General features: G+C 69.5%; 21 protein-coding genes and 1 pseudogene. 12 read left to right on the top strand and 10 right to left on the bottom strand.

Annotated elements, in window-relative coordinates; all coding sequences use genetic code 11:
* Positions 1-66: 66 nt before the first annotated feature.
* The 5 genes from hutG to EV148_RS09540 form a co-directional block, all read right to left on the bottom strand.
* Positions 67-849, bottom strand: a complete 783-nt coding sequence (hutG, locus tag EV148_RS09520; RefSeq protein WP_131997126.1) for an N-formylglutamate deformylase — start codon at positions 847-849, stop codon at positions 67-69.
* A gap of 107 nt (positions 850-956) precedes the next feature.
* Positions 957-1,766 carry a hypothetical protein gene (locus EV148_RS09525; protein WP_131997129.1) on the bottom strand — a complete coding sequence of 270 codons (810 nt, stop codon included), beginning with the start codon at positions 1,764-1,766 and terminating at the stop codon, positions 957-959.
* Positions 1,767-1,927: 161 nt separating this feature from the next.
* Entirely contained in the window at positions 1,928-2,233 is a 306-nt protein-coding gene (locus EV148_RS09530) for a DUF6587 family protein (RefSeq protein ID WP_131997132.1), read from the bottom strand.
* Positions 2,230-4,107: a ferrous iron transporter B gene (gene feoB / locus EV148_RS09535; protein WP_131997135.1), complete on the bottom strand. Its 1,878-nt coding sequence runs from the start codon at positions 4,105-4,107 to the stop codon at positions 2,230-2,232. The genes EV148_RS09530 and feoB overlap by 4 nt, the downstream gene beginning before the upstream one ends.
* The gene (locus tag EV148_RS09540; protein WP_131997137.1) at positions 4,104-4,349 is read right to left on the bottom strand and encodes a FeoA family protein; all 246 of its coding nucleotides are present in this window, start codon (positions 4,347-4,349) and stop codon (positions 4,104-4,106) included. Before EV148_RS09540 ends, feoB begins: the two co-directional genes overlap by 4 nt.
* A gap of 139 nt (positions 4,350-4,488) precedes the next feature.
* Here EV148_RS09540 and EV148_RS09545 point away from each other — a divergent pair, with 139 nt between their 5' ends.
* The gene (locus EV148_RS09545; protein ID WP_131997140.1) at positions 4,489-5,277 is read left to right on the top strand and encodes an enoyl-CoA hydratase-related protein; all 789 of its coding nucleotides are present in this window, start codon (positions 4,489-4,491) and stop codon (positions 5,275-5,277) included.
* Positions 5,278-5,369: 92 nt separating this feature from the next.
* On the opposite strand, the gene EV148_RS09550 is transcribed toward EV148_RS09545, so the two are convergent.
* On the bottom strand, positions 5,370-6,926 hold the full coding sequence (locus EV148_RS09550; RefSeq protein WP_241988038.1) for a tetratricopeptide repeat-containing sulfotransferase family protein: 1,557 nt from the start codon (positions 6,924-6,926) through the stop codon (positions 5,370-5,372).
* Between the two features lie 18 nt (positions 6,927-6,944).
* On the opposite strand from EV148_RS09550, the pseudogene EV148_RS18675 reads away from it, so the two are divergent.
* From EV148_RS18675 to EV148_RS09575, 5 genes and pseudogenes are all read left to right on the top strand, one after another.
* Positions 6,945-7,048 (top strand): annotated as a pseudogene (locus tag EV148_RS18675) (VOC family protein); the annotation flags it as partial.
* A 9-nt stretch (positions 7,049-7,057) separates the two neighbouring features.
* On the top strand, positions 7,058-9,073 hold the full coding sequence (locus EV148_RS09560; protein WP_131997146.1) for an acetyl/propionyl/methylcrotonyl-CoA carboxylase subunit alpha: 2,016 nt from the start codon (positions 7,058-7,060) through the stop codon (positions 9,071-9,073).
* 6 nt (positions 9,074-9,079) lie between these two features.
* Positions 9,080-9,382 carry an antibiotic biosynthesis monooxygenase family protein gene (locus tag EV148_RS09565; RefSeq protein ID WP_131997149.1) on the top strand — a complete coding sequence of 101 codons (303 nt, stop codon included), beginning with the start codon at positions 9,080-9,082 and terminating at the stop codon, positions 9,380-9,382.
* Positions 9,383-9,448: 66 nt separating this feature from the next.
* Positions 9,449-10,111: a hypothetical protein gene (locus EV148_RS09570; protein WP_131997152.1), complete on the top strand. Its 663-nt coding sequence runs from the start codon at positions 9,449-9,451 to the stop codon at positions 10,109-10,111.
* Positions 10,108-11,004 carry a hydroxymethylglutaryl-CoA lyase gene (locus tag EV148_RS09575; protein WP_131997155.1) on the top strand — a complete coding sequence of 299 codons (897 nt, stop codon included), beginning with the start codon at positions 10,108-10,110 and terminating at the stop codon, positions 11,002-11,004. Before EV148_RS09570 ends, EV148_RS09575 begins: the two co-directional genes overlap by 4 nt.
* Positions 11,005-11,081: 77 nt before the next feature.
* Here EV148_RS09575 and EV148_RS09580 read toward each other — a convergent pair whose 3' ends face one another.
* A complete protein-coding gene (locus tag EV148_RS09580) occupies positions 11,082-11,675 on the bottom strand; it encodes a hypothetical protein (RefSeq protein WP_241988039.1) in 594 nt (197 codons plus the stop codon).
* 273 nt (positions 11,676-11,948) lie between these two features.
* On the opposite strand from EV148_RS09580, the gene EV148_RS09585 reads away from it, so the two are divergent.
* Both EV148_RS09585 and EV148_RS09590 read left to right on the top strand, forming a co-directional pair.
* Positions 11,949-12,758 (top strand): cyanophycinase, encoded by an 810-nt coding sequence (locus tag EV148_RS09585; protein WP_131997158.1) that lies wholly within the window; start codon positions 11,949-11,951, stop codon positions 12,756-12,758.
* Positions 12,758-13,252, top strand: coding sequence for a GNAT family N-acetyltransferase (locus tag EV148_RS09590; protein ID WP_131997161.1), 495 nt, complete (start codon positions 12,758-12,760; stop codon positions 13,250-13,252). The genes EV148_RS09585 and EV148_RS09590 overlap by 1 nt, the downstream gene beginning before the upstream one ends.
* A 47-nt stretch (positions 13,253-13,299) precedes the next feature.
* Here the strand turns inward: EV148_RS09590 and EV148_RS09595 are convergent, their stop codons facing one another.
* Complete coding sequence (locus EV148_RS09595; RefSeq protein WP_131997164.1) at positions 13,300-16,179, bottom strand: S8 family serine peptidase; 2,880 nt, start codon at positions 16,177-16,179, stop codon at positions 13,300-13,302.
* A gap of 212 nt (positions 16,180-16,391) precedes the next feature.
* Here EV148_RS09595 and EV148_RS09600 point away from each other — a divergent pair, with 212 nt between their 5' ends.
* Positions 16,392-17,159, top strand: coding sequence for an SDR family NAD(P)-dependent oxidoreductase (locus EV148_RS09600; RefSeq protein WP_131997167.1), 768 nt, complete (start codon positions 16,392-16,394; stop codon positions 17,157-17,159).
* Positions 17,160-17,235: 76 nt separating this feature from the next.
* Positions 17,236-17,799 (top strand): elongation factor P-like protein YeiP, encoded by a 564-nt coding sequence (gene yeiP, locus EV148_RS09605; protein WP_131997170.1) that lies wholly within the window; start codon positions 17,236-17,238, stop codon positions 17,797-17,799.
* A gap of 90 nt (positions 17,800-17,889) precedes the next feature.
* On the opposite strand, the gene EV148_RS09610 is transcribed toward yeiP, so the two are convergent.
* A complete protein-coding gene (locus EV148_RS09610) occupies positions 17,890-18,771 on the bottom strand; it encodes a TolB family protein (RefSeq protein ID WP_131997173.1) in 882 nt (293 codons plus the stop codon).
* A gap of 124 nt (positions 18,772-18,895) precedes the next feature.
* Entirely contained in the window at positions 18,896-19,477 is a 582-nt protein-coding gene (locus tag EV148_RS09615) for an NUDIX hydrolase (RefSeq protein WP_131997176.1), read from the bottom strand.
* Between the two features lie 147 nt (positions 19,478-19,624).
* Between EV148_RS09615 and EV148_RS09620 the strand changes: the two genes are divergently transcribed.
* Positions 19,625-21,133: an amino acid permease gene (locus EV148_RS09620; protein ID WP_131997179.1), complete on the top strand. Its 1,509-nt coding sequence runs from the start codon at positions 19,625-19,627 to the stop codon at positions 21,131-21,133.
* 72 nt (positions 21,134-21,205) lie between these two features.
* Entirely contained in the window at positions 21,206-22,639 is a 1,434-nt protein-coding gene (locus EV148_RS09625) for an amino acid permease (protein WP_131997182.1), read from the top strand.
* Positions 22,640-22,645 lie beyond the last annotated feature (6 nt).

Below are 22,645 nucleotides of genomic sequence, written 5' to 3' on the forward strand. Positions count from 1 at the left end.
CGGGACTCGCGCTGTGCGCTCGACCCGCCCTACACGGTTTCCCCGGGGCGCGTCACGCGATGGCGATCACGCCGCTTCGAGGCACGCCTGCAACAATTCGCGGATCACGGCCTGCGTCGGGGCGGCGCGTTCGGGCAAATAGTCGAACGTGACTTCGTCCATGTAGTTCAGCTGCGCGAGTTCGAGCTGGATTGCGTCGACGCCCGCTTCCGGCCGTCCGTAGTGGCGCGTGATGTAGCCGCCCTTGAAGCGGCCGTTGACGACGTGCGAGTAGTGCGACTGCGCGCCGAGGATCGATGCGAGGCGGGCCTGCAACGCCGGCGCGCAACTTTCTCCGGCCGAGGTACCGAGGTTGAAATCCGGCAGGCGACCCTCGAACAGGAACGGCACCACGCTGCGGATCGAATGACCTTCCCACAGCACGACGCGGCCATGCGAGGCCTTGATGCGCGCGATCTCCTGCTCGAGCGCGGCATGGTACGGCCGCCAGTACGTCTCGACGCGCTGCGAAATCTCGCTGCGATGCGGCTCCTCGCCGGCCTGGTACACGGGCTCGCCGCTGAACTGCACGATCGGGCAGAGACCCGTGGTGTTCTGCCCCGGATACAGCGACGCGTCGTCCGACGGGCGATTGAGGTCGACGACGTAACGCGAATGCTTCGGCACGATCATCGACGCGCCCATCTCGAGCGCGAACGCATACAGGCGCGAGACGTGCCAGTCGGTGTCGGGCGCGCGGCGCGCCGAGGGCATCAGGCGCTGCGACAGGTCGGCGGGAATGAAACTACCGTCGTGCGGCAGGCTCACGAACAACGGCGTGGTGCCGCGATGCAGGGTATATACGTCCATTCGCCCATTCTATAGGCCGATGGCCGTGGGCGCGCGCCGGACGCCGTCGCCATCGAGCGGGAATCGGCCGCGCTGCTCCTCCAGCGGCGCGGCCGGGCACGCACCGGTCAGAACCGGAAGCGCGCGAACAGCGAAGGACCATCGAGGTCGATGTCCATCGTGGCGTCGTAGGCCTCGCCATTGCGCTTGAGATGGATGCGCGAAACGCCGTACTCGGCGCCGATGCCGACCGCCTGCCATGGGAACCACTCGACGCCGACGCGCGCATCGTAGATATGCCCGGACAGCACGCCGCCGTTCTTGCGCACGCCGGACGCATCGAGGTAGACGCGCAGGTTCTCGGAGAACGCATGCTTGTAGCCGAGCGTGACGAGCGGCGCGACCGCGTCCTCGCTCCAGCGTTTGGTCACCTCGGCCGATACGTCATCGAGCGTCGCCGTGCCCGCCATGCGCAGTTTCGCCTGGTAATACACCGCGCCGAGGCCGAGGCCGAACACGTCGTCCTCGCCGCCGAACCACCAGCGCCACGCCGCGCTGCCGGCGGCGAGGTCGAACTTGCCGGTCAGGGTCGAATGGAGGTCGTAGTCCGTGCCTTCATAGGAGAACGGCTGGTCGAGCACGTGGCTGCTCGTGCGACCGAGCGAGTAGTAGTCGAACGTGAGCCCCTGCGATTCCCAGAACACGAGATCGAGGCGCGCTCGGGCCAGCGTTTCGTGGCCGGAGGCGAGATGGACGCGGCCGGTGTCGACCGTGCCGAGGCTGCCGGCGTCCGCACTCGCACGGATCGAGAGGTCCGCATTCGTGTAGTAGCCGCCGAGCCAGAGGCTCGCGGGGTCGAGCGCGCGCGATTCGGCGTGCGCGGCGGTGGCGGTGCCGGCGACGAGTGCCGCGGCGATCCCTCGGGAAGTGGCGTGCATGTCCGTTCTCCGTCGATTGCACCGGACGCTGCGATCGCGCGGGCGACGGCAGCGGGCGGCAGGGCATGGAATCGTGGGCAAGACACCCCCACGGGGTCGGGATTCTGCCGCAAACATGGCCACACGGCCGGCAACCGTGGCGCGGCCGTGTCAGGCGCGATTCAGTGCGCCTTGGGGCGCGGACGGAACACGAGCGGGATCGGCGCATCGTCCGGCCGTGCCTGCGCGGCGGAGCAACCGCCGCAGCTCGAACAGCCGTCGCCGCAACTCGCGCCGGTGGTCGCCTTCGGCTGCAGGCGTGCGCCGAGCGTGCGCAGCCACGCCGGCATGCCGGCGCGGTCGAGCGGTGCGAAGAGGCGCGCCTGCAGGCGGCGCGTCGTCACCGGCAGCAGGCGATGCAATGCGAACCACGCACTCCAGGCGACGACGAGCGCGATCACGACCGCCTGCAGCACCATCGCGCTCATGCCATCGCCCTCGCGACCTGGTAGGTGACGAACGAAGCGAGATAGGCGAGACCGAACAGGTAACCCGCGGCGATCCATACGTTGCGCCACGAATTCGTCTCGCGCCGGATCACCGCAAGCGTGGACATGCACTGCGGCGCGAACACGTACCAGGCGAGCAGCGACAGCGCGGTCGCGAGCGACCACTGCGCGGCGATCGCCGTGCCGAGCGCGGCGTCCGCGCCGTCGCCGGTCGCCGACAACGCGTACACGGTCGCGAGTGAAGACACGGCGACCTCGCGCGCGGCGAGGCCCGGGATCAGCGCCACGCAGATCTGCCAGTTGAAGCCGATCGGCGCAAACACGACCGTCATCCACCGGCCGATGTGGCCGGCGAAGCTGTAATCGATCGGCGGCTGCGTCGCGCCTTCGGGCGGCGCCGGGAAACTCGACAGGAACCACAGCAGCACGGTCAGCGCGAGCAGGATGCCGCCGACGCGGCGCAGGAAGATCTTCGCGCGCTCCCACAGGCCCCAGGCCACGTCGCGCGGGTTGGGTATGCGGTACGAGGGCAGCTCCATGATCAGCGCATGGTCGCTCTTGTCGCTGCGCAGGCGCTTGATCACCCAGGCGACCGCGAGCGCGCTCGCGATGCCGGCGAAGTACAGCGTGAACAGCACGACACCCTGCAGGTTGAACACGCCGAGCACGGCATGGCGCGGGATGAACGCGGCGATCAGCAGGGTGTACACCGGCAGGCGCGCCGAGCACGTCATCAGCGGAGCGACGAGGATCGTGGTCAGGCGGTCGCGCGGGTCGGCGATGCTGCGCGTGGCCATGATGCCGGGAATCGCGCAGGCGAAGCTCGACAGCAGTGGAATGAACGAACGCCCGGTGAGCCCCGCCTTGAACATGAGCTTGTCGAGCAGGAACGCAGCGCGCGGCAGGTAACCCGACTCCTCGAGCACGAGGATGAACAGGAACAGCACGAGGATCTGCGGCAGGAATTCGAGCACGGTGCCGAGGCCGGCGAAGATGCCGTCGGTGACCAGACTCTGCAGCAAAGGCATCGACGCGAGCAGTCCGCCCACCCGCGCGCCGGTCGCGGCGACCGCGGCCGACACCGCGTCCTGCAGCGGCGCGGCCCATGAGAACACGGCCTGGAAGATCAGGAACATCACCGCGGCGAGGATCGCGAGGCCCGCGACCGGATGCAGCACGACCGCGTCGATCGCATCGTCGGTAGCCGAGGTCGCGCGCGGCATCGTCACCGTCGCGGCGAGCAGCGCGCGCACCTGGGCGTGGAGGTCGTCGTCTTCGCCCGAAGCACGGTGCGTCGTGCCTTCCGGCGCACCCGCGGGCACTGCCGACGGCGCGGGCATCGCATCGAGGCGCGCAACGAGTGCGGCCGCCCCGCCCTGCTTCACCGCCACCGTCTCGACCACGGGCATGCCGAGCGCCGCCTCGAGTGCGGCGACGTCGACGCGGATGCCGCGCCGGTTCGCCGCATCGATCATGTTGAGCGCGAGCACCATCGGCCGGCCGAGGCGCTTGAGCTCGAGCACGAAACGCAGGTGCAGGCGCAGGTTGGTCGCGTCGGCGACGCAGACGATGAGATCGGGCGCAGGTTCCTGCGGATGGCGGCCTTCGCAGATGTCGCGCGTGATCGCCTCGTCGGGGCTGGCCGCGTCGAGGCTGTAGGCACCGGGGAGATCGAGCAGTTGCAGCACGCGCCCGGACGGCGCGACGAAACGGCCCTCCTTGCGCTCGACGGTCACGCCCGCATAGTTCGCGACCTTCTGGTGCGCACCGGTGAGACGGTTGAACAGGGCCGTCTTGCCGCAGTTCGGATTGCCGACCAGGGCGATGCGCAGCGAGGTCGCGACGGTGTTCACGCAACCGCCTCCGGCGTGACGTTCACGCGCGCGGCTTCGCTCTTGCGCAACGCGAAGCGCGTGTAGCCGATCTGCACGAGCAAGGGATCGCCGCCGATCGGACCGCGCGCGACGACGCGCACGGGCTCGCCCTGCACGAAGCCGAGTTCACGCAGGCGCCGCGCGATCGGGTCGGCCGAGTGGGCATCCTCGACCGCGGTGACGACACCGGTAGCACCCTTCTTCATGTCCGATAACCGCACGCCGGCACTGCACGCAAGATGAGAATGGTTCGCATTATACTCGGTATCCGCATGCGCGGCATAGCCGGAGGGGCCAGGCGCCGCATGGGCGGCATCCGGCGTGCCCGCTATCATCGCGGTCCCCCGGATGGAGTCCCTCATGAGCGAAGCCGTTCTCGTCACCGTCGCCGGCCACGTCGCGACGATCGCGCTGAACCGTTCCCAGGTGCACAACGCGTTCGACGACGCGCTCATCGCCGACCTCACCGCCGCCCTGCGCGACGCGGAACGGGATCCGGCCGTGCGCGTGGTGGTGCTCACCGGCGTCGGCGCATCGTTCTCCGCCGGTGCCGACCTCAACTGGATGCGCGGCATGGCCAAGGCGAGCGAAGCGGACAATCGCGCCGATTCGCTGCGCCTCGCCACGCTCATGCGCACGCTCAATTTCCTCTCCAAGCCGACCATCGCGCGCGTGAACGGCTCGGCCTACGGCGGCGGCGTCGGCCTCGTCGCGTGCTGCGACATCGCGATCGGCGTCGAGGGCGCGAAGTTCTCGCTGAGCGAAGTCAAGCTCGGCCTCGTCCCCGCGGTGATCTCGCCCTACGTGGTCGCCGCGATCGGCGTGCGCCAGGCGCGCCGCCTGTTCGTCAGCGGCGAAGTGTTCGACGCGGCGACCGCGGCGCGCATCGGCCTGCTGCACGAGACGGTCGCCGCCGACCAGCTCGACGAAGCCGTCGACCGCTGCGTGCACTTCCTCGGCAAGGGCGGCCCGCTCGCGCAGGACGAAGCCAAGCGCCTCGCGCTGCGCATCGGCGGCATGACGCGCGAATCGGCCGAACGCATCGACGAGGAAAACGCGGCGCTCATCGCGCGCCTGCGCGTGTCGGCCGAAGGCCAGCATGGTTTGGGCGCGTTCCTCGACAAGCGCGCGCCGGATTGGGTGCGCTGAACGAAGGCACAGCGGTCGTGCGCAGGGGCGCCTAGAGGAAGCCCTGGTGGGCGCGGGCGCGCCTGCGCGACCGGCGCGCACAGCGCGACCCGCTACGGATCGAAGGCGGCCAACTCCGGCAAATGTTCCGCATACGCGCGCCAGCGCCCGATCGAGCGGGCGTGCACGGGCTGGCGCGCCTGCCATGCGCTCGCCGTGCTGATCACGCGTTCGCTCGCGGGCGCCCGCGCGAAGTCGTGCGGTGGCAAGCCGATCCAGGCCGCAAGCGTGGTCGTCGCCGCGAGCGGATCGGCGACGAACTCCTCGTAGCGCACCTCCCGCACACGCGCGGGATGGCGTTGCAATGCGGACCCACGCAGCCGCCGCTCGCCCTGCACCACCGCGGCAATGCGCTCGAAATCGTAGGCGAAGGCGTACTCCGCGCCCGCGAAATGCTGCATGAAGATCGACAACGCCGTGTCGCGCGCATCGCGCCCGCAATAGACGACGCGCGCGCCCGGGAACGTCGCGAGGATGAAATCGACGTGCAGGAAGTTGAGCGGCTGCTTGTCGATGAACCAGCGCGCCGCCGTGTCGTCCTGGCGGACCTGCACGCGGTACGTGCGCGCGGCGGCCTCGCGCGCCGCCACCGGATTCGCCGCACGCGCGACGTCGGCAGCGAGGCGCGCGACGAGCGGCAGCTCGCCGCGGTTGCACACGGCCGGATGGCGCGCAAGCCAGTCGGCGACGAGCGTCGTGCCCGAGCGCGGCAGGCCGAGCACGAACACCGGCACGAACGCGTCGTCGCCTGCGGCGGGCGGAGCGACGGGCTTCGCATCGAGGCGCGCCGCGACGAGGCGGCGCCAGTCCTTCGCCGACCACGGCAGCTGCGCGGCGACGAGGCGGTTCGCCTCGCGCAGGCATGCGGCCGCCTGCGCGGCGCGGCCGACGTCGTCGTGCATCTTGCCGAGCCCGAACAGCACCGACGCGCGCGCGGCATCGGCCAGTTGCGGGCGTTCGAGGAAGCCCTGCATGAGCGTGAAGTCGGCGTCGTCGCCGTCGCTGTAGCGCTTGGACACTGCGTATCCGTAGGCCGACTGCCATTCGAGCGCACGCGGATCGCGCCGCAACGCGAACGCGTAGCGCTCGCGCGCGAGCTCGAACTCGCCGAGCTGCATCGCGAGCATGCCCGCGTACGCGTGGAGGCGCGGATCGTCCGGATGCTTCGCGATCGCCACCTCGGCCACGTCGAGCGCGGCACGCTTGCGGCCGCAGTCGTCGAGCAGTTCGATCGCCTGGATCGCGTCACCGACGCGCGCCATGCGCCAGTCGACCGCGCGCAGCGTACGTTCGACCGCAGCCATGCGCGCCTGATCGCGCAACAGGCGGGCCAGCAGGAAGGCCGCCGCGGGGCAACCGGGCTCGTGCGCGAGCAGCGCCTGCAGGCGCGCCTCGGCATCGCCGACGCGCCCGCGCTGCCATTCGAGGCCCGCGAGCGCGACGACGACGTCGGCCGAATCCGGGTGCTCGGCGAGCGCGGCGACGAACGTCGCCATCGCGCCATCGACGTCGCCGCGCAGCACCTGCGCGCGACCGCGTTCGAGCCATGCGCCCGCACCCTGCTGCATCATCGTCCTCGCATCCACCGCGACCACCGATCGAGCGCGCATGCTACCGTACCGCCCCGCGCGCCGGGCCTGCGCCCGCATTATCATGCGCACTACCACGGCGCCTTCGTGTTCGATCCGACGGCCACGACGTCGAAGCCGTCCGCCACGCACCGGAAGCCTGAAGCCGCCTCATGTTCAAGCGCATCCTGATCGCCAATCGCGGCGAAATCGCCTGCCGCATCATCCGCACCTGCCGCCGCCTGGGCATCGAAACCGTCGCGGTCCACTCCGACGCCGACGCCGGCGCGCAGCACGTGCGCCTCGCCGACGTCGCCTGGCCGATCGGCGGGCCGCGCCCGGCCGACTCGTACCTGCGCGGCGACGCGATCATCGAGGTCGCGCGTGCGAGCGGCGCCGAGGCGATCCATCCCGGCTACGGATTCCTCTCCGAGAATGCCGACTTCGCCGACGCGGTGGAACGCGCCGGGCTCGTCTTCATCGGCCCCGCGGCCGATTCGATGCGACGCATGGGCTCGAAGGCCGGCGCGAAGGAACTCATGGCCGCGCGCGGCGTGCCGGTCGTGCCCGGCTACACCGGCGAGGACCAGGACCCGGCCCTGCTCGCACGCGAGGCCTCGCGCATCGGTTTTCCGTTGATGATCAAGGCCGCGCACGGCGGCGGCGGCAAGGGCATGCGCATCGTGCGCTCGGCCGACGAGTTCGCGCCGAACCTCGAGAGCTGCCAGCGCGAGGCGAAGAACGCGTTCGGCCGCGAACGCGTGCTGCTCGAGCGCTACATCGAACAACCGCGCCACATCGAATTCCAGGTGTTCGGCGACCGCCACGGCAACATCGTCCATCTCAACGAACGCGAGTGCTCGGCGCAGCGGCGCTACCAGAAGGTGCTCGAGGAAACGCCCTCGCCGTTCGTTACCCCGTCGCTGCGCGAGAAGATGGGCGACGCCGCGGTCGCTGCCGCTCGTGCGCTCGACTACGTCAACGCCGGCACGGTCGAGTTCATCGTCGGCCCCGCTGGTGATTTCTACTTCATGGAGATCAACACGCGCCTGCAGGTCGAGCATCCGGTCACGGAGATGGTGCTCGGCCTCGACCTCGTCGAACTGCAGTTGCGCGTCGCCGCCGGAGAGGAGCTGCCGGGCTCGCTGATCCGCAACAAGGCGGTGCCCGCGAACGGCCATGCGATCGAGTTGCGCCTCTACGCGGAAGACCCCGACCAGGGCTTCCTGCCGGGCTCGGGTACCCTCGACAAGCTGCACCTGCCGGCGCCGTCCGCGCACGTGCGCGTCGATTCGGGCGTGGTCGAAGGCGACACCGTCACGATCTTCTACGACCCGATGATCGCCAAGCTCATCGCGTGGGACACCACGCGCGAAGCCGCGCTCGTGCGCATGCGCGAGGCGCTCGCCGCCTGCGCCGTGGTCGGGCCGAAGTCGAACGTCGAATTCCTCGAGCGGCTCGTGCGCCATCCGGCGATCGTCGAGGGCCGCATCGACACCGGCTATCTCGATCGCCATCTCGACGAGTTCCTCGCGCCCCGGGCCGAAGCCGGCGAGGACCCACTCGCGCTGTTCGCCGCCACGACCGCATGGCTGCTGCACGAGGAAGCGGCGGCGCCGCGGCTCGCGCGCGCGTCCGGCGACCCCTTCTCGCCCTGGGCGCAAGCCGACGGCTGGCGCCTCGGCCATCGCGGCAAGCGCATCGTCGCCCTGCTCGACCGCGGCACACGCGTCGAAGTCGGTGCACACGGTGCCGCCGGACGCTACCGGCTCGATGCCGGCAGCACGCACGCCGAAGTCGAACGCGCGACCTTGCACGAGGGCGTGCTTTCGGCGGCCGTCGACGGCATCACGCGGCGCTGGCGCGTCGTGCTCGACGACGAGCGCGTGACCGTGCACGACGGCGATCGTCGTCGCAGCTTCACGCACGCGCCGGCCTTCGCCTACGCCGCGGCGGGCGAGGCGAGCGGCGATCGCGTCGTCGCACCGATGCCAGGCCGCATCGTCGTGGTCAAGGCGAAGCCGGGCGAGGACGTCGCCGAAGGGCAGGAACTGCTCGTGATGGAAGCGATGAAGATGGAGCTGAGCCTGAAGGCGCCGCGCGCCGGCCGCGTGGAAGCGGTGCAGGCCGCGGCCGGCGATTTCGTCGAAGCCGACGCCGTGCTCGTGCGCCTCGCCCAGGCCGGGTGAGCGGCGATGATCGCAACGATCTGGCGCTTCCGCGTGCGACCGGAGATGGCCACGGAATTCGCACGCGCGTACGGCCCGCGCGGCGACTGGGTGCACCTGTTCGAGCGCGCGCCAGGCTATGCGGGCACCGAGTTGCTCAAGCTGCACGGCGAACCGGCGACCTGGCTCACGATCGACCGCTGGCAGAGCGAAGCGCACTACGCGCACGCGAAGGCGTCGCTCGCCGATGAATACGCCGCGCTTGATCGCCGCTGCGAAGCCTATACCTACGACGAAACCTGGCTCGGCCTGCACACCGTGATCGACTGAGCCGCGCATGCGTGGTGCGCGAGCACGCGTGCGGACGAATCCATGGAGTACCGATCGATGCGCCCGATGATCCGACTGCTGTTTCCCGTGCTCGCCTGTGCCCTGATCGGCGCCTGCGTCGAAACGCGCTTCGAGTCGCCGCTCGGCGACAACATCGAGACCTGCGACACCGCCTGGAAGGGCCTGTGGTTCGAGGAAGGCGACGACCTGCGCCGGACCGATGGCGAGCGCCACCTGACCGGCTTCGCCGTCGACGAGGCCTGCGCGTTCACCCTGATCGAACAACCCGAAGCCGGCGGACCGTTCAAGCGCACGCGCGTGCCGATCAACTACGTGCACGTGCGCGGCGACGACTACGTCGTCGTCTCGGACGCCGCACTGCGCGGGCTCGTCGACCTGAAGGCGCCATACGACATCGACCCGCCGCCGCAGAAATCGTTCTTCTTCGCCAGGTACCGCGTGCGCGGCAACCGGCTCGAGTTGCGCAAGGTCGACGATGCCAAGGTGGCGAAGCTCGTCATCGACGGCTCGCTCGATGGCACCGTGCAGAAAGGCCGCAACGAACTGCACGTCTACGTGCGCGGCGGGCGCCAGCAGATGCTCGACCTCGTGCGCAAGCACGACCTGTTCGAATCGAAACCATCGTTGGTGTTCGTGCGCAGCCGTGAGGACCTGCAGGACGTCGAACGGCGCCTGCAGCGCGGCGCCATCCGGGAGCCGCGCCGATGAGCACGCCGAGCACGGTCCGCGTGGTCGAGGTCGGCGCGCGCGACGGCCTGCAGAACGAGAAGACGGTCATTCCCGCCGCGACCAAGATCGAGCTGATCGACCGCCTTTCCGCGACGGGCCTGCGCACGATCGAAGCGACGAGCTTCGTCAGCCCGAAATGGGTGCCGCAGCTCGCCGATGCCGCCGAGGTATTCGCCGGGATACGGAAGCGCGACGGCGTCGCCTACCCCGTGCTCGTGCCGAACCTGCAGGGTTACGAGCGCGCGCGCGAGGTCGGCGCGCGCGAAGTCGCGATCTTCACCGCGGCGAGCGAGGCGTTCAACCGCAGGAACATCAACGCGTCGATCGACGAATCGATCGGACGCTTCATGCCCGTGCTCGAACGGGCGATCGCCGACGGCGTGCGCGTGCGCGGCTACGTCTCCACCGTGCTCGGTTGCCCGTACCAGGGCGAGGTGCCGGTCGCCGACGTCGTGCGTGTCGCCCGGCGACTGTACGAGCTCGGCTGCTACGAGATTTCGCTCGGCGACACGATCGGCGTCGGCACGCCGCTGAAGGCGCGCGCCATGCTGCGCGCGGTCGCCGGCGACGTGCCTGTCGACGCGCTCGCGGTGCATTTCCACGACACGCGCGGCCAGGCGCTCGCGAACATCCTCGCCTGCCTCGAGGAAGGCGTCGCGGTGGTCGACAGTTCCGTGTCGGGCACCGGCGGTTGCCCGTACGCGAAGGGTGCGACCGGCAACGTCGCGAGCGAGGACGTCGTCTACATGCTCGAGGGCATGGGCATCGCGACCGGCATCGACCTGCCCGCGCTCGTCTCGACCGGAATCTGGCTCAGCGAGCAGCTCGGACGCGCGACCTCGAGCCGCGTCGCGCGCGCAATGACCGCGTAGGTGGGCCTGGGCCCACCGCTTTCAGGGATGCCTCGATCGGGAGACCGAGGCCTACGCGCTTGGTCGACGCGGCATTGCTAGTGCACGGGCGCCATCAGGTGCTGGTACTTGGTGCCGGCCCACATCACGTACGGCTGTGACGTGTCGGGATCGGCCGACTTCGGATAGGCGTCGTAGAAGCTCTCGTCGCCGCCGACGACCATCACGTGGGGTCCGGTATGGATCCAGTGGTTGTTCGCTTCCGGCTTGGTCGCGTACGGATCGGTGTTGCTCGCATCGGTGCCACCGGCGAGCATGTACATGAAACCGACCTTGCCGCTCGGCGGATCCTCGTGCTTGAGATAGGCGTGTATCCACGCCATCGCGTTCGCGTCCATGCACATCGGGTCGGGACCCGGCGTCGCGGGATTGTCGGGCATGCAGGTGAATCCATTGCTGCCCTTGCGCAGCGTGCGCATGCCGTTCGCGTCCATGCCGACGACGGTTGCACCCTGCGCGACCTTCGCCGGCGCTGCCTTCATCGCGCTCGCGATGAGCTCGGCATCGGAAGGCGCCTTGCCTTCGGCCTTGGTCCTGTCGGTGTGGATGGTGTCGGCCGTCCTGCCCTTGTCGGCGGCGACGGCGGTCGCGGCGCACAGCACGAGCAGCGGAACCGCGAGGGAACGTTTCATCAACCAGGTTGCGAGCATGGCTGTCTCCCCGTTCGAAGCGTTTTTGCCCGGCGCGCCCGCGCCGGGGAGACGAAATGTCCTACCGCGGCAGCGCTTCGTCAATCGCGACGCGGAGGAGGTGCCGTGGTCAAACGCCGTGCCAGCCGTTCCCTGGCCCCGTGCAGGCACGCTCCGCCGACGCAGCGCTCCAGGCAGGCCACGAACGCCGCGGCGGCGCGGGCGGTGGCGCCATCCTCGCTATACTCGGTGGCGGACTCCCACCGCGAGACACCGATGCCCGCCAAGCTTGCGCCCGATCGCCACCGCGGCCTGATCATCGCCTGTGGCGAGCTCGACGCGGACGAACGCGGCACGCGCCTGCTCGCGCGCGTGTTCGCACTGCTCGGCGCGCAGCCGCGCGTGGTGTTGCTCGTGGCTGCGGAGGATACCGATGCGGGATCGGACCTCGAGTCCGGCATGTACGCGGCCGGGGCCGGCGACGTGCGGCGCGCCGTGCTGCGCGCGCGCGCCGAGGCCGAGCCACGCGGACTGCTCGATGCGGTCGACCATGCGCAACTCGTCGTGCTCGTTTCCGACCAGCCGTTGCGACTGTCGACGCTGATCGGTGGCACCGCGCTCGCGCGGGCGATCCGCCGGCGCAATGCGGAAGGCATGGCCGTCGCCGGCTGCGCGGGCGGCGCGGCGATCCTGTGCGAGCACATGCTCACGCACGGCGCCGAGGGCGCGACGCCGCGCAGCGGCGGCGCGAACTTCGCACCCGGCCTCGGCCTGACCAATCGAGTCGTCATCGACCAGGGCGGCCATGCAAGCGATCGTCTCGGCCGCTTGCTCGCAGCGCTCGCATTGAATCCGTTCGCACTCGGCCTCGGCCTCGATGCCGCGACGGCCGCCGCCGTCGGTCCGGACAACGTGCTCGAAGTGCTCGGTTGCGGTGGCGTCACGATCATCGACCCGGCCGAGATGGCCGAGTCGAACGTCGCCGACGTCGCGCCGGGTGCGCCGATCCGCATCACCAACCTGCGCCTGCACGCGCTGACCGGCGGTGCGCGCTACGACCTCGACTTCCGCCGCACGGTCGACTGATGGACGACGCCGGCAGCATCACGATCCGCCCGATCCGGGCCAGCGACGAGCCCGCGATCGCGGCGATCATCCGCACCGTCATGCCGGAGTTCGGCGCCGATGGCCCCGGCTTCGCGATCCACGACGTCGAGGTCGACGCGATGAGCGCGCACTACGCGCATCCACGCCACGCGTACTTCGTCGTCGAACTCGACGGCACGGTATCCGGCGGTGGCGGCGTCGCGCCGCTGCAGGCAGCGGGCGAAGGCATCTGCGAGCTGCGCAAGATGTACTTCCTGCCCACGTTGCGCGGGCGCGGCGCGGGGCGCGCGCTGATGGCGCGCTGCCTCGATGCGGCACGTGCTTTCGGCTTCCGGCAGTGCTATCTCGAGACGCTGACCGGCATGGACCGCGCCCAGTCGCTCTATCTCGCGAGCGGCTTCCGCCGCATCGACCACGCGCTCGGCGCGACCGGCCACCACGGCTGCAACCGCTTCTACCTGCTCGACCTCTGAGCCGGACCGCCGCCTTGCGCGCGCGGTCCGGCCTGGTTGCGCCGGCGTCAGCCGCCGTCGAAACCGTCGGTGAAGATCGCGCTCGGCGTCACCAGAAGATGGAACGAAGGCGTCGTCCCCTGGGTCTTGTTGTAGACGGCGAGCCCGAGGAAATCGTTTGCCGTGCCGTCGAAGCGGTAGCGGATCGTTTCCACCCCACCGGGACCCGCGGCATCGGCCGCGGCCACCGACTGGCTGCGGCCCTGCGCCCAGGTCGTCGAATCCGCCCCGTTCGAGCGGTAGAACGCGAGGCCCATGTCGGCCGACCCGGCGCCACTGCCCGGGATCAGCGTGACGCGGCGCTCGCTGTTCGCTTCGAAGCCCATGTCGGCGACCAGCAACGACGTGTTCGCGTCCATCGTGTACGGGCCGAACACTCCGCCATTGCCCGACGAGTAGTACGCGCCGTTCGCGGCGACGATCGAATAGTCGCCGCTGCCCGAATATTTCTTGACGCGGAAGAATTCGCGCTGCGTCGACGGCCAATGGTTGCCGTCGACCATGATGAAGTCGACGGCACCGCCACCGCCATACTGCGACAAGGCGAGACGCGGGCGGTTGAACGTGTCGGTCGTGTTGACCGGGTCGAGGAACCACGAAGCGCCGTAGAGTTCGAGATCGTAGTCGGCGCTGGCGGCGGGGCGCAGTGATACGCCGCGCCAGTACGGGATCCAGCCCGCGTACTCGCTGTCCGGGCGGATGTCGAAGAACGTGCCCTGCGCCTTCGGCGCGCCGTTCAGATGCCACCAGGCACCGCGCGACAGCAGCGCGCCGTCGAGGCGTGCCGCCGCGGCGAATGGCGTGCCGCTACCACTCCAGGTGTTGAACAGCGTGATCTTGAACTTGTAGGTGTCGGTCGCCGGCGCGTAGAAGTCGACCAGCTCGAAGTTGTTGTAGGAACTGTTCGAGTTCGTGACGAAGGTGGTGCCGTCGCCGCGATACACGGTGAGGTCGAGGTCGGCCGGGATGTTGTCGTTGGAATAGGTCGAACCGTTCAGCGTGACGTTGGACATCCAGCCGATCGCGAAACGCACGCGCTGGCCTTCGTGCGCATAGACCTCGTAGGTCTTCGGGAAGCTCGACGCGTCGACGCCCTGGAACCACCATGGGCCGTTCTCGGTGGCATAGATCGACGCGGTGCCGTCGATGGCCGGACGGTCGCCCGCGCTGCGCAGCGCGCCGACCATCATCAGCGCGCGCGTCGCGACGGGCGAACCGGCGAGCTGGCTGTCGGCTTCCATGAGATCGGCGGCGAGTCCCGACGTCGCCGGCGCGGCGAAGCTCGTGCCCCACAGGCCACCGCTGAGCGGCGAGGTCGAACTCGTCGTCTGCGCGAGCGAGACGATGTCGACCGCGCCGGCGTCGACCTCGGGCTTGACGTGCGTGCCACCCGCACCGTCGCCGATCGGCCAGCCGTTGGCCGAGCAGTCGTAGCGGTCGTCGTCGCCCCAGCCGATCGTATTGTGGTCGTTGTAGCCACCGACGGTGAGCGTGTTGTAGCCGCGCCCGGGTGACTCGACGCCGTACACGGTGGTCGGCGGCGTCTGCCCGCAGTTCGGCGCACCGTAGTTGCCGGCCGCGTGCACGTTGAGGCGGAACGAGTTGCGTGCGATGTAGTCGAGGCGACGGTCGAACGCATTGAGCGCATTGCTGGCGACGTTCTTGAAGCCCCAGCTGTGATTGAGCACCTGTGCGCGCGCCGCGCCCCAGTCGGTCGCGGCTTCGAGCGAGCCACTGGTGTTGTAGTCGCCGTTCGCGCTGATAAGCGTGCTGCCGGCGGCCATGCCGTGATGCGTCGAATGCGTGCTCGCGATGATGCCGCCGACCCAGGTGGTGTGGTCGGCCGTCGGCAGCCCGGTGTCCCGGCTCTGCGACACCGTCATGTACGGGTTGCTCGGGTAGATACGCCCGCCCTCGACGACCGCGACGGTCACGCCGCTGCCATCGTAGCCGACCGCGTTGACCGGCGTGACGTTGTCGGTCGGGCGCGCGACATCGAGGCTGGGGCCGCGCTCCCCGCCGGTGTCGTCGAGGATCGCGACCCCGGGCCAGCGCGCGATCGTCCAGGCGGCGCCGGGCGTGAGCTCGACGATCACCGACGGCACGAAATCGCTCGCATAGATGATCTTCGCGCCACCCGCTTCGAGCCGCTGCAACATCGCCGCGCGCGGGCCGGCGATCGCCGCGCGCAGGTCGGCGAGGCGGAACTGGTTGCCCGCCTCGACCGCCTCGACCGCCGCGGCGCGCTCCGCGCGTTCGGTCGCGACGCGGGCCTGCCATGCGGGATCGTCGTCGAGCTTCGCCGGTTCGGACTCGGCCGCGGCCCCTGCAGTCGTGCCCGGTGACGTCGAGGAAAACGCGGGCCCTTCCGCGAGCCGCACCGCATCGCGCTTGCCGCCGTCGGTGGAGGCGGCAGCCACTTCGCCCGGCCCGCCGCCGTGCGCGGCCGCCACCGGCACGCCACCGCTCGGACCGCCGCCGTCGTCGGGCAAGTCGACGGCGTACCAGAGGTCCACGACGAGCCGGTCGCTCGCCGCCGCGCCCTGCATGCGCTCGAGCAGCGCCGGCGTCATCGCGCCGTACGCCATGCGCCAGTTCGCTCCCGCCTCGGCGCGCACGCGGGTTGCATCGACGGGAATGCCATTGCTGTAGGTCCCTCCCACCGGTTCGCCGGTGGCGGCATCGATCGCCTTGATCGTGTGCAGCTCGCGTCCGTCGATGAGGGTTTCATCCGAGGTACCGACGTGCTGCAGCCGCTCGGCGGCGATGCCGAGCGTGTGCGCCAGCGCCGCGGCATCGTCGTCGGCGCCCGGCGGGACCGCGATGGAAGGCGTGGAAAGGCCGAGCGCGATCGCGGTCGCGAGCAGGCTCAGGGAAAGGTGCTTCATGGCGGGTTCCTCCCGGTCGCTGCGCCGGGCGCAGCATGGCCCGGCGCGATCGTGGCGCGCCGGCCGGCGCGCCACCCTTGCAGGATCTCCGTTACGCCGCATCGTGCGTCGATCCGCCATGTGTTCCGGCTGGGCCGCGGCGAGGGCCGCGCGCGCCCCCGCCCGTCGGGACTGGTAGAATCCGCGCCCCGTTTTTTCGCGCTGGAATCCCCATGCAACTCGATCAGGTCAAGGCCGCCGTCACCGGCGGCGCTTCCGGGCTCGGCTTCGCCGTCGCGCGCCACCTCGTCGCGCACGGCGCCAAGGTCGCGCTGCTCGACGTCAACGACGAAAAGGGCCACGCCGCCGCCGCCGGGCTCGGCGCCGCCGCGGCCTATTTCCGAACCGACGTCACCGACGAGGCCAGCGTCGCCGCGACCTTGAAGGAGGTCCACGCGAAGCTCGGCGGGCTCAACGCGGCTATCAGTTGCGCGGGCATCCTCGGCGCCGGCCGCGTGCTCGGCAAGGAAGGCCCGATGCCGCTGAAGACGTTCTCGACCACGGTGATGGTCAACCTCGTCGGCAGCTTCAACGTCGCCAAGGCCGCCGCCGACCTCATGCAGCACAACGCACCGGGCGAGGACGGCGAGCGCGGCGTGATCGTCAACACCGCGTCGATCGCCGCGTTCGAGGGCCAGATCGGACAGGCGGCCTATTCGGCGTCGAAGGGCGGCGTGGTCGGCATGACCCTGCCGATGGCGCGCGAGTTCGCGCGCATCGGCGTGCGCGTCATGACCGTCGCGCCCGGCGTGTTCCACACGCCGATGGTGGACGGCATGCCGGAGCAGGTGTACCAGTCCCTGTGCGCGCAGGTGCCCTACCCGTCGCGCCTCGGCAAGCCGGAGGAGTTCGCCGACACGGTCGCCTTCATCCTGCAGAACCGTTACCTCAACGGCGAGACGATCCGCATCGACGGCGCGATCCGGCTCGCGCCGAAATAGCACGGGACTCGGAACACGCATCGCTCCGATTCCCTCTCCTGTCGATTCCACTCCCCGATCGCGAATCCCGAACCCGATGAAAGCTTCCGAAATCAAGAAGGGCAACGTCGTCGAGCACGACGGCAAGGTGTACCAGGTGCGCGACATCGAGCGCAGCTCGCCGCAGGGTCGCGGCGGCAACGTCACCTACCGCTTCATCATGTACAGCGTGCCGGGCGGCACGAAGCTCGACGTGTCGCTGCGTGCGGAGGACGAACTGCGCGAAACCGAACTCGTGCGCCGCGCGGTCACCTACTCGTACAAGGACGGCGACGCCTACGTCTTCATGGACAGCGAGGACTACACGCAGTACACGCTCGACGCGAGCGCGATCGGCGACGCCGCCGGCTATCTCGTCGATGGCATCGAGGGCTGCTACGTGCAGCTGATCGAGGACGCGCCGGTCGCCCTGCAACTGCCGCAATCGGTCGTGCTCGAAGTCGTCGAGACGGCCCCGGAACTCAAGGGCGCGACCGCGACGAAGCGCCCCAAGCCCGCGAAGCTGTCCACCGGCATCGAGATCCAGGTGCCCGAGTACATCACGACCGGCGAGAAGGTGAACGTCAACACGCTCACGGGCGAGTTCGCCGGACGCGCCTGAGGCCGCATCCCGCTTCGAGGTTCCGCCGTCGTCCCGGCGAAAGCCGGGATGACACCCTCGCGCAGCCTCGCGCCCGATGCCGGGCCAAGATCACTTCGGCGCGGGGCATGCCGGCGGCCAGGCTTCGTGCGCGCCGACGTGCCAGAGGAAGAACTCGCCGGACAGGGGCCCTTTCGTGTCGCGCGCGAACAGCACGGTGCGTCCGCTCGGCGAGAACGTCGCGCCGATCTCGCTGCCGTTGCGATTGATCTCCGCCGGCAGCTTCTCGCGCGGACGCCAGCCATTGCCGTCGCGGCGCACGCGGTAGTAGGCGCCGTTGCCTTCGAGGAGCATCCACGTACCGTCCGTCGACGGCAGCGGCTCGTACTCGTCTCCCGGGCCGTTGAACGCGGGGCCCGCATTCTCGACGGTCCATCGGCCGCCCTCTTCGCGGGCGCGCCAGATGTCGGTCTTGCCGTGGCCACCGGGCCGGCCCGAGCCGAAATACAGCCAGCCGTCCGAGGCGAGGCGCGGGAACCATTCCTGCGCGCTCGAGTTGACTGGTTCGGGCAGGCGTTGCGGTGTCCCCCACTGCCCGCCCGCGGCGCGGTCGACGCGCCAGATGTCGAGGTCCTTGCGCGGCGTCCCGTCGCGCGTGCGCGAGGATATGAAATAGAGCGTGCGGCCATCGGAGGTGAACCAGGGATCGGCCTCGACGCCGTCGCCGGGGAAAGGGGGCGGTTGCGGATCGCCCCACCCGTTCGCACCGCAACGGCTGACGAGGATGCGCCAGCCTTCGAACTTCGGCGAACTGCGCACGAACCAGACGTCGCCCGTGCGCGGGTCGAATGCGGCGTGCGATTCGAACCGGCTGCTCGATATGCCGGCCGGGGTCCAGGGCTCGACGCGTTCGCCGGCCGCAACGCCGCACGCGACGAACGCCGAGGAAATCACGGCCGTCGCGATGGATGGCGCGCGGTGCCTGCGATGCATGGGTGCCATCGTTCGAGTCTCCGGGCGAAAAGGTGATGCATGTTCCGCGCGCGGCGCCTGCGCATGCCCGCCTCGACGACGCGCGCTGCGGTGAACGGAGCATGCGCCGCGACGAACCGTGGGCTCAGCCGCCGCGCGCGAGCCACTTGCGCGCCATCCGCCGCAGCGACACATCGGCATGCGGGTCGTGCGCGATGGCAGAAATATCACGCCACGCGAGGGCGAACGACTCCTCGCCGACCACGAACGCCTCGCTGCCACGCGCATGCACGACGAAGCGCACGTCGTAGTGCCAGTGCTCGGGCTCGGCCCCGCGCGCAGGAATGCGGTGGCGGTCGAGATCGAAGACGGCGGGTTCGAGCTCGAGTCCCGTGAGGCCCGACTCCTCCTCCGCCTCGCGCAGCGCGACGCGAGCGAGGTCGGCATCGCCGTCGGCGTGCCCGCCGAGTTGCAGCCAGCGGTCGAGCTTGCGATGGTGGGTCAGGAGTACGCGTGCGCCGTCGCCGCTGACGAGCCAGGCGGCGCCGGTGAGATGGCCTTCGCGGCGTTCGCGTCGTGCCGCATGCGCATCCGTACTGAGCAGTTCGCGAAAGCACGCGACGACCTCGTGTTCATCGGGATGCGCCGCCGCATAGGCGTCGAGCAGCGCGAGCCAGTGCAACTGGTGCGCGAGCAGGGATTGCCGCGGGGCAGCATCGTCGGACATGCCGAATGTGCCTTGCTGGTCGGGAAGGGCTCGCGTATGGTACCGGGCCGCTGCATTCGACGAAGGTCGAGGGGCACGCTGCACGACGGCGCTGGGGCTCCGGGCGCGCGGTCGCCCGCAATCCACAACGCTCGCGAAGGGGATGCAATGATTTTCTGGCGCGTCAAACCGCTCAATCAGATTCTCGAAACTGCCGAAAAGAAGGCGCTCAAGCGCCAGCTCGGCCCCATCCAGCTCACCCTGCTCGGCATCGGCGCGGTCATCGGCACCGGCATCTTCGTGCTGACCGCCGAAGCCGCGCAGAAGGCGGGACCGTCGATGATGATCGCGTTCGTGATCGCCGCGGTCGTGTGCGGGCTCGCCGCCCTCGCCTATGCCGAACTGGCCTCGATGCTGCCGGTGTCCGGCTCCGCCTACACCTACACCTATGGCGTGATGGGCGAACTCATTGCCTGGGTCGTCGGCTGGGCGCTCGTGCTCGAATACGCGATCGGTGCGACCGCCGTGACGGTCGGCTGGTCGAAGTACATGAACGGCCTGCTCAACAACGACCTGTTCGGCCTCGTCGCGCCGGGATCGCTGGCGCTGCCGGACTGGCTGCAGACCGGCTATTTCTCCGGCGGCGGCTTCAATCTGCTCGCCTTCCTGATCGGCCTCGCCGTGACCTGGCTGCTGGTGATCGGCACGTCCAAGAGCGCACGCGTCAATGCGGTGCTGGTCGGCATCAAGATCGTTGCGCTGTCCGCGTTCATCCTGCTGGCGATTCCCGCGGTCACGAACGCCAACCTGCATCCGTTCATGCCGGGTGGCTGGGGCAATCCGATCGGCAGCAATGGCGTCGGCGTCCTCGGTGCGGCGGCCTCGATCTTCTTCGCCTATGTCGGCTTCGACGCGGTGTCCACCGCGGCCGAGGAAACCAAGAACCCGAATCGCAACATACCGATCGGACTGCTCGGCGCGCTGCTGGTCTGCACGGTGTTCTACCTGCTCGTCGGCTACGGCGCCGCAGGTTCGATCGGTGCGCAACCGCTGTTCGGCGCCGACGGCCTCCCGCTCGACCCGGGCACCCCGGCCATGACGGCTGCCTGCGTGGGTTCGGACGCCCTGGTGTGCAGCGGCGAGCCGCTGGCGCACGTGATGCGCATGCTCGGCCATCCCGTCATCGGCAACCTGATCGGCCTCGCGGCGGTCATCGCCCTGCCGTCGGTGATCCTCATGATGATGTTCGGCCAGACCCGCATCTTCTTCACGATGTCGCGCGACGGGCTCCTGCCGGACGCCTTCTCGGCCGTGCACCCGCGCTTCTTCACGCCGCACGTCATCACCTACGTGACTGGCATCGTCGTTTCGATCTGCGGCGCCCTGTTCCCCGTAGGCAAACTCGCCGACACGTCGAATGCAGGCACGCTGCTCGCGTTCGCCATGGTCGCGATCGGCGTGATGATCCTGCGCCGGCAGCAGCCCGAGCGGCCGCGCCCGTTCCGCACGCCGCTGGTATGGATCGTCTGCCCACTCGCAGTGATCGGCTGCTGCGTGCTGTTCGTGAACCTCAGCGCGATCGCGAAGGGGGTGTTCGTCGGCTGGGCAGTGATCGGCCTGGTCCTGTATCGCCTGTACGGCTATCGCCGCAGCCAGCTCGCACCGCCGTCGAACTGACGGCTGCAACACGTCAACGAAGGCCGGCCTCGCGCCGGCCTTTTCCTGCCAGCGCCCGACAGCGGATCCGCCATGCTCGACCAACTGCTCGCGAAGAAGACCGATTTCAGCAACGCCGCCATCGACGACGGCCCGAGCCTCAAGCGCACGCTCGGCCCCTGGGGCCTCACCGCCCTCGGCATCGGCGCGGTCATCGGCGGCGGCATCTTCGTGATCACCGGGCAGGCCGCGGCCGAACACGCGGGCCCCGCGATCATCCTGTCGTTCATCATCGCGGCGCTGTGCTGCAGTTTCACCGCGCTCTGTTACGCCGAGTTCGCGACGCTGATTCCAATGTCGGGCAGCTCCTATTCGTACGCGTACGCAACGCTCGGCGAACTCGTCGCCTGGTTCATCGGCTGGAACATGGTGCTCGAATACGGCGTTTCGGCATCGGCGGTCGCAGTGAGCTGGACCGGCTATTTCACGAGCCTGCTCGACCACGTCGGCATCCACCTGCCCGACGTGCTCACCAATGCACCGCTCGCTTTCAAGGACAACCAGCTCGTCGCGACCGGCGCCTACTTCAACCTGCCCGCGGTCGCGATCGTGCTCGCGCTGACCTGGCTCTGCTACATCGGCATCCGCGAGTCGAGCAGCGTGAACACCGCCATGGTGATCCTCAAGGTCGCGCTGATCGTCATCGTGATCATCGCGGGCTGGAGCTACGTCAACCCCGACCTCTGGCACCCGTTCATCCCCGAACAGCAGGGACCGGAGAAGTACGGCTGGGCCGGCATCATGCGCGGCGCGACGCTCGTCTTCTTCTCCTACATCGGTTTCGAAGCGACCTCGACCGCGGCGCAGGAAGCGAAGAACCCGCAGCGCGACCTGCCGTTCGGCACGATCGCCTCGCTCGCGGTGTGCACCGTGCTCTACATCGGCATGGCCGCGGTGCTGACCGGCCTGCTGCCGTACGACCAGCTCGGCACGAGCGAACCGGTGGTCACCGCGATCAAGGCGCATCCCCAGCTCGGCGCGCTGCGCTGGCTGGTCGAGATCGGCGCGCTGATCGGCCTGTCGTCGGTGATCCTGGTCATGGTCATCGCGCAGCCGCGCATCTTCATGATCATGGGACGCGACGGCCTGCTGCCGCCGGTGTTCGCGAAGATCCACCCGCGCTACCGCACGCCGCACATCAACACCGTGATCACCGGCATCGGCATCGCCGCGCTCGCCGCGGTGTTTCCGCTCGACGTGCTCGGCGACCTCGTCTCGATGGGCACGCTGATCGCGTTCGTCGCGGTCTGCATCGGCGTGCTGATCCTGCGCAAGACGCAGCCCGACCTCCCGCGCACGTTCCGCGTGCCGTGGGCGCCGGTCACCTGCGTGCTCGGCGTGCTGAGCTGCTTCACGCTGTTGTATTGGGAGAACTGGTACAACTGGACCCTGATGGGCGTGTGGACGGTGATCGGCTTCGTGATCTACTTCGCCTACGGATTCCGCCACAGTCGTTTGCGCCGTTGATGCGGC

Origin of the sequence: Dokdonella fugitiva, assembly GCF_004342425.1 — a bacterium.
GTDB lineage: Bacteria > Pseudomonadota > Gammaproteobacteria > Xanthomonadales > Rhodanobacteraceae > Dokdonella_A > Dokdonella_A fugitiva.

Coding starts and splice junctions, on each gene's coding strand:
- EV148_RS09545 (WP_131997140.1), top strand. CDS start 4,489: ATGAGCGAAGCCGTTCTCGTCACCGTCGCCGGCCACGTCGCGACGATC.
- EV148_RS09590 (WP_131997161.1), top strand. CDS start 12,758: ATGGACGACGCCGGCAGCATCACGATCCGCCCGATCCGGGCCAGCGAC.
- EV148_RS09625 (WP_131997182.1), top strand. CDS start 21,206: ATGCTCGACCAACTGCTCGCGAAGAAGACCGATTTCAGCAACGCCGCC.
- EV148_RS09560 (WP_131997146.1), top strand. CDS start 7,058: ATGTTCAAGCGCATCCTGATCGCCAATCGCGGCGAAATCGCCTGCCGC.
- EV148_RS09525 (WP_131997129.1), bottom strand. CDS start 1,766: ATGCACGCCACTTCCCGAGGGATCGCCGCGGCACTCGTCGCCGGCACC.
- EV148_RS09565 (WP_131997149.1), top strand. CDS start 9,080: ATGATCGCAACGATCTGGCGCTTCCGCGTGCGACCGGAGATGGCCACG.
- hutG (WP_131997126.1), bottom strand. CDS start 849: ATGGACGTATATACCCTGCATCGCGGCACCACGCCGTTGTTCGTGAGC.
- EV148_RS09620 (WP_131997179.1), top strand. CDS start 19,625: ATGATTTTCTGGCGCGTCAAACCGCTCAATCAGATTCTCGAAACTGCC.
- EV148_RS09530 (WP_131997132.1), bottom strand. CDS start 2,233: ATGAGCGCGATGGTGCTGCAGGCGGTCGTGATCGCGCTCGTCGTCGCC.
- EV148_RS09600 (WP_131997167.1), top strand. CDS start 16,392: ATGCAACTCGATCAGGTCAAGGCCGCCGTCACCGGCGGCGCTTCCGGG.
- EV148_RS09615 (WP_131997176.1), bottom strand. CDS start 19,477: ATGTCCGACGATGCTGCCCCGCGGCAATCCCTGCTCGCGCACCAGTTG.
- EV148_RS09550 (WP_241988038.1), bottom strand. CDS start 6,926: ATGCGCGCTCGATCGGTGGTCGCGGTGGATGCGAGGACGATGATGCAG.
- EV148_RS09585 (WP_131997158.1), top strand. CDS start 11,949: ATGCCCGCCAAGCTTGCGCCCGATCGCCACCGCGGCCTGATCATCGCC.
- EV148_RS09575 (WP_131997155.1), top strand. CDS start 10,108: ATGAGCACGCCGAGCACGGTCCGCGTGGTCGAGGTCGGCGCGCGCGAC.
- yeiP (WP_131997170.1), top strand. CDS start 17,236: ATGAAAGCTTCCGAAATCAAGAAGGGCAACGTCGTCGAGCACGACGGC.
- EV148_RS09570 (WP_131997152.1), top strand. CDS start 9,449: ATGATCCGACTGCTGTTTCCCGTGCTCGCCTGTGCCCTGATCGGCGCC.
- EV148_RS09610 (WP_131997173.1), bottom strand. CDS start 18,771: ATGCATCGCAGGCACCGCGCGCCATCCATCGCGACGGCCGTGATTTCC.
- EV148_RS09580 (WP_241988039.1), bottom strand. CDS start 11,675: ATGAAACGTTCCCTCGCGGTTCCGCTGCTCGTGCTGTGCGCCGCGACC.
- EV148_RS09595 (WP_131997164.1), bottom strand. CDS start 16,179: ATGAAGCACCTTTCCCTGAGCCTGCTCGCGACCGCGATCGCGCTCGGC.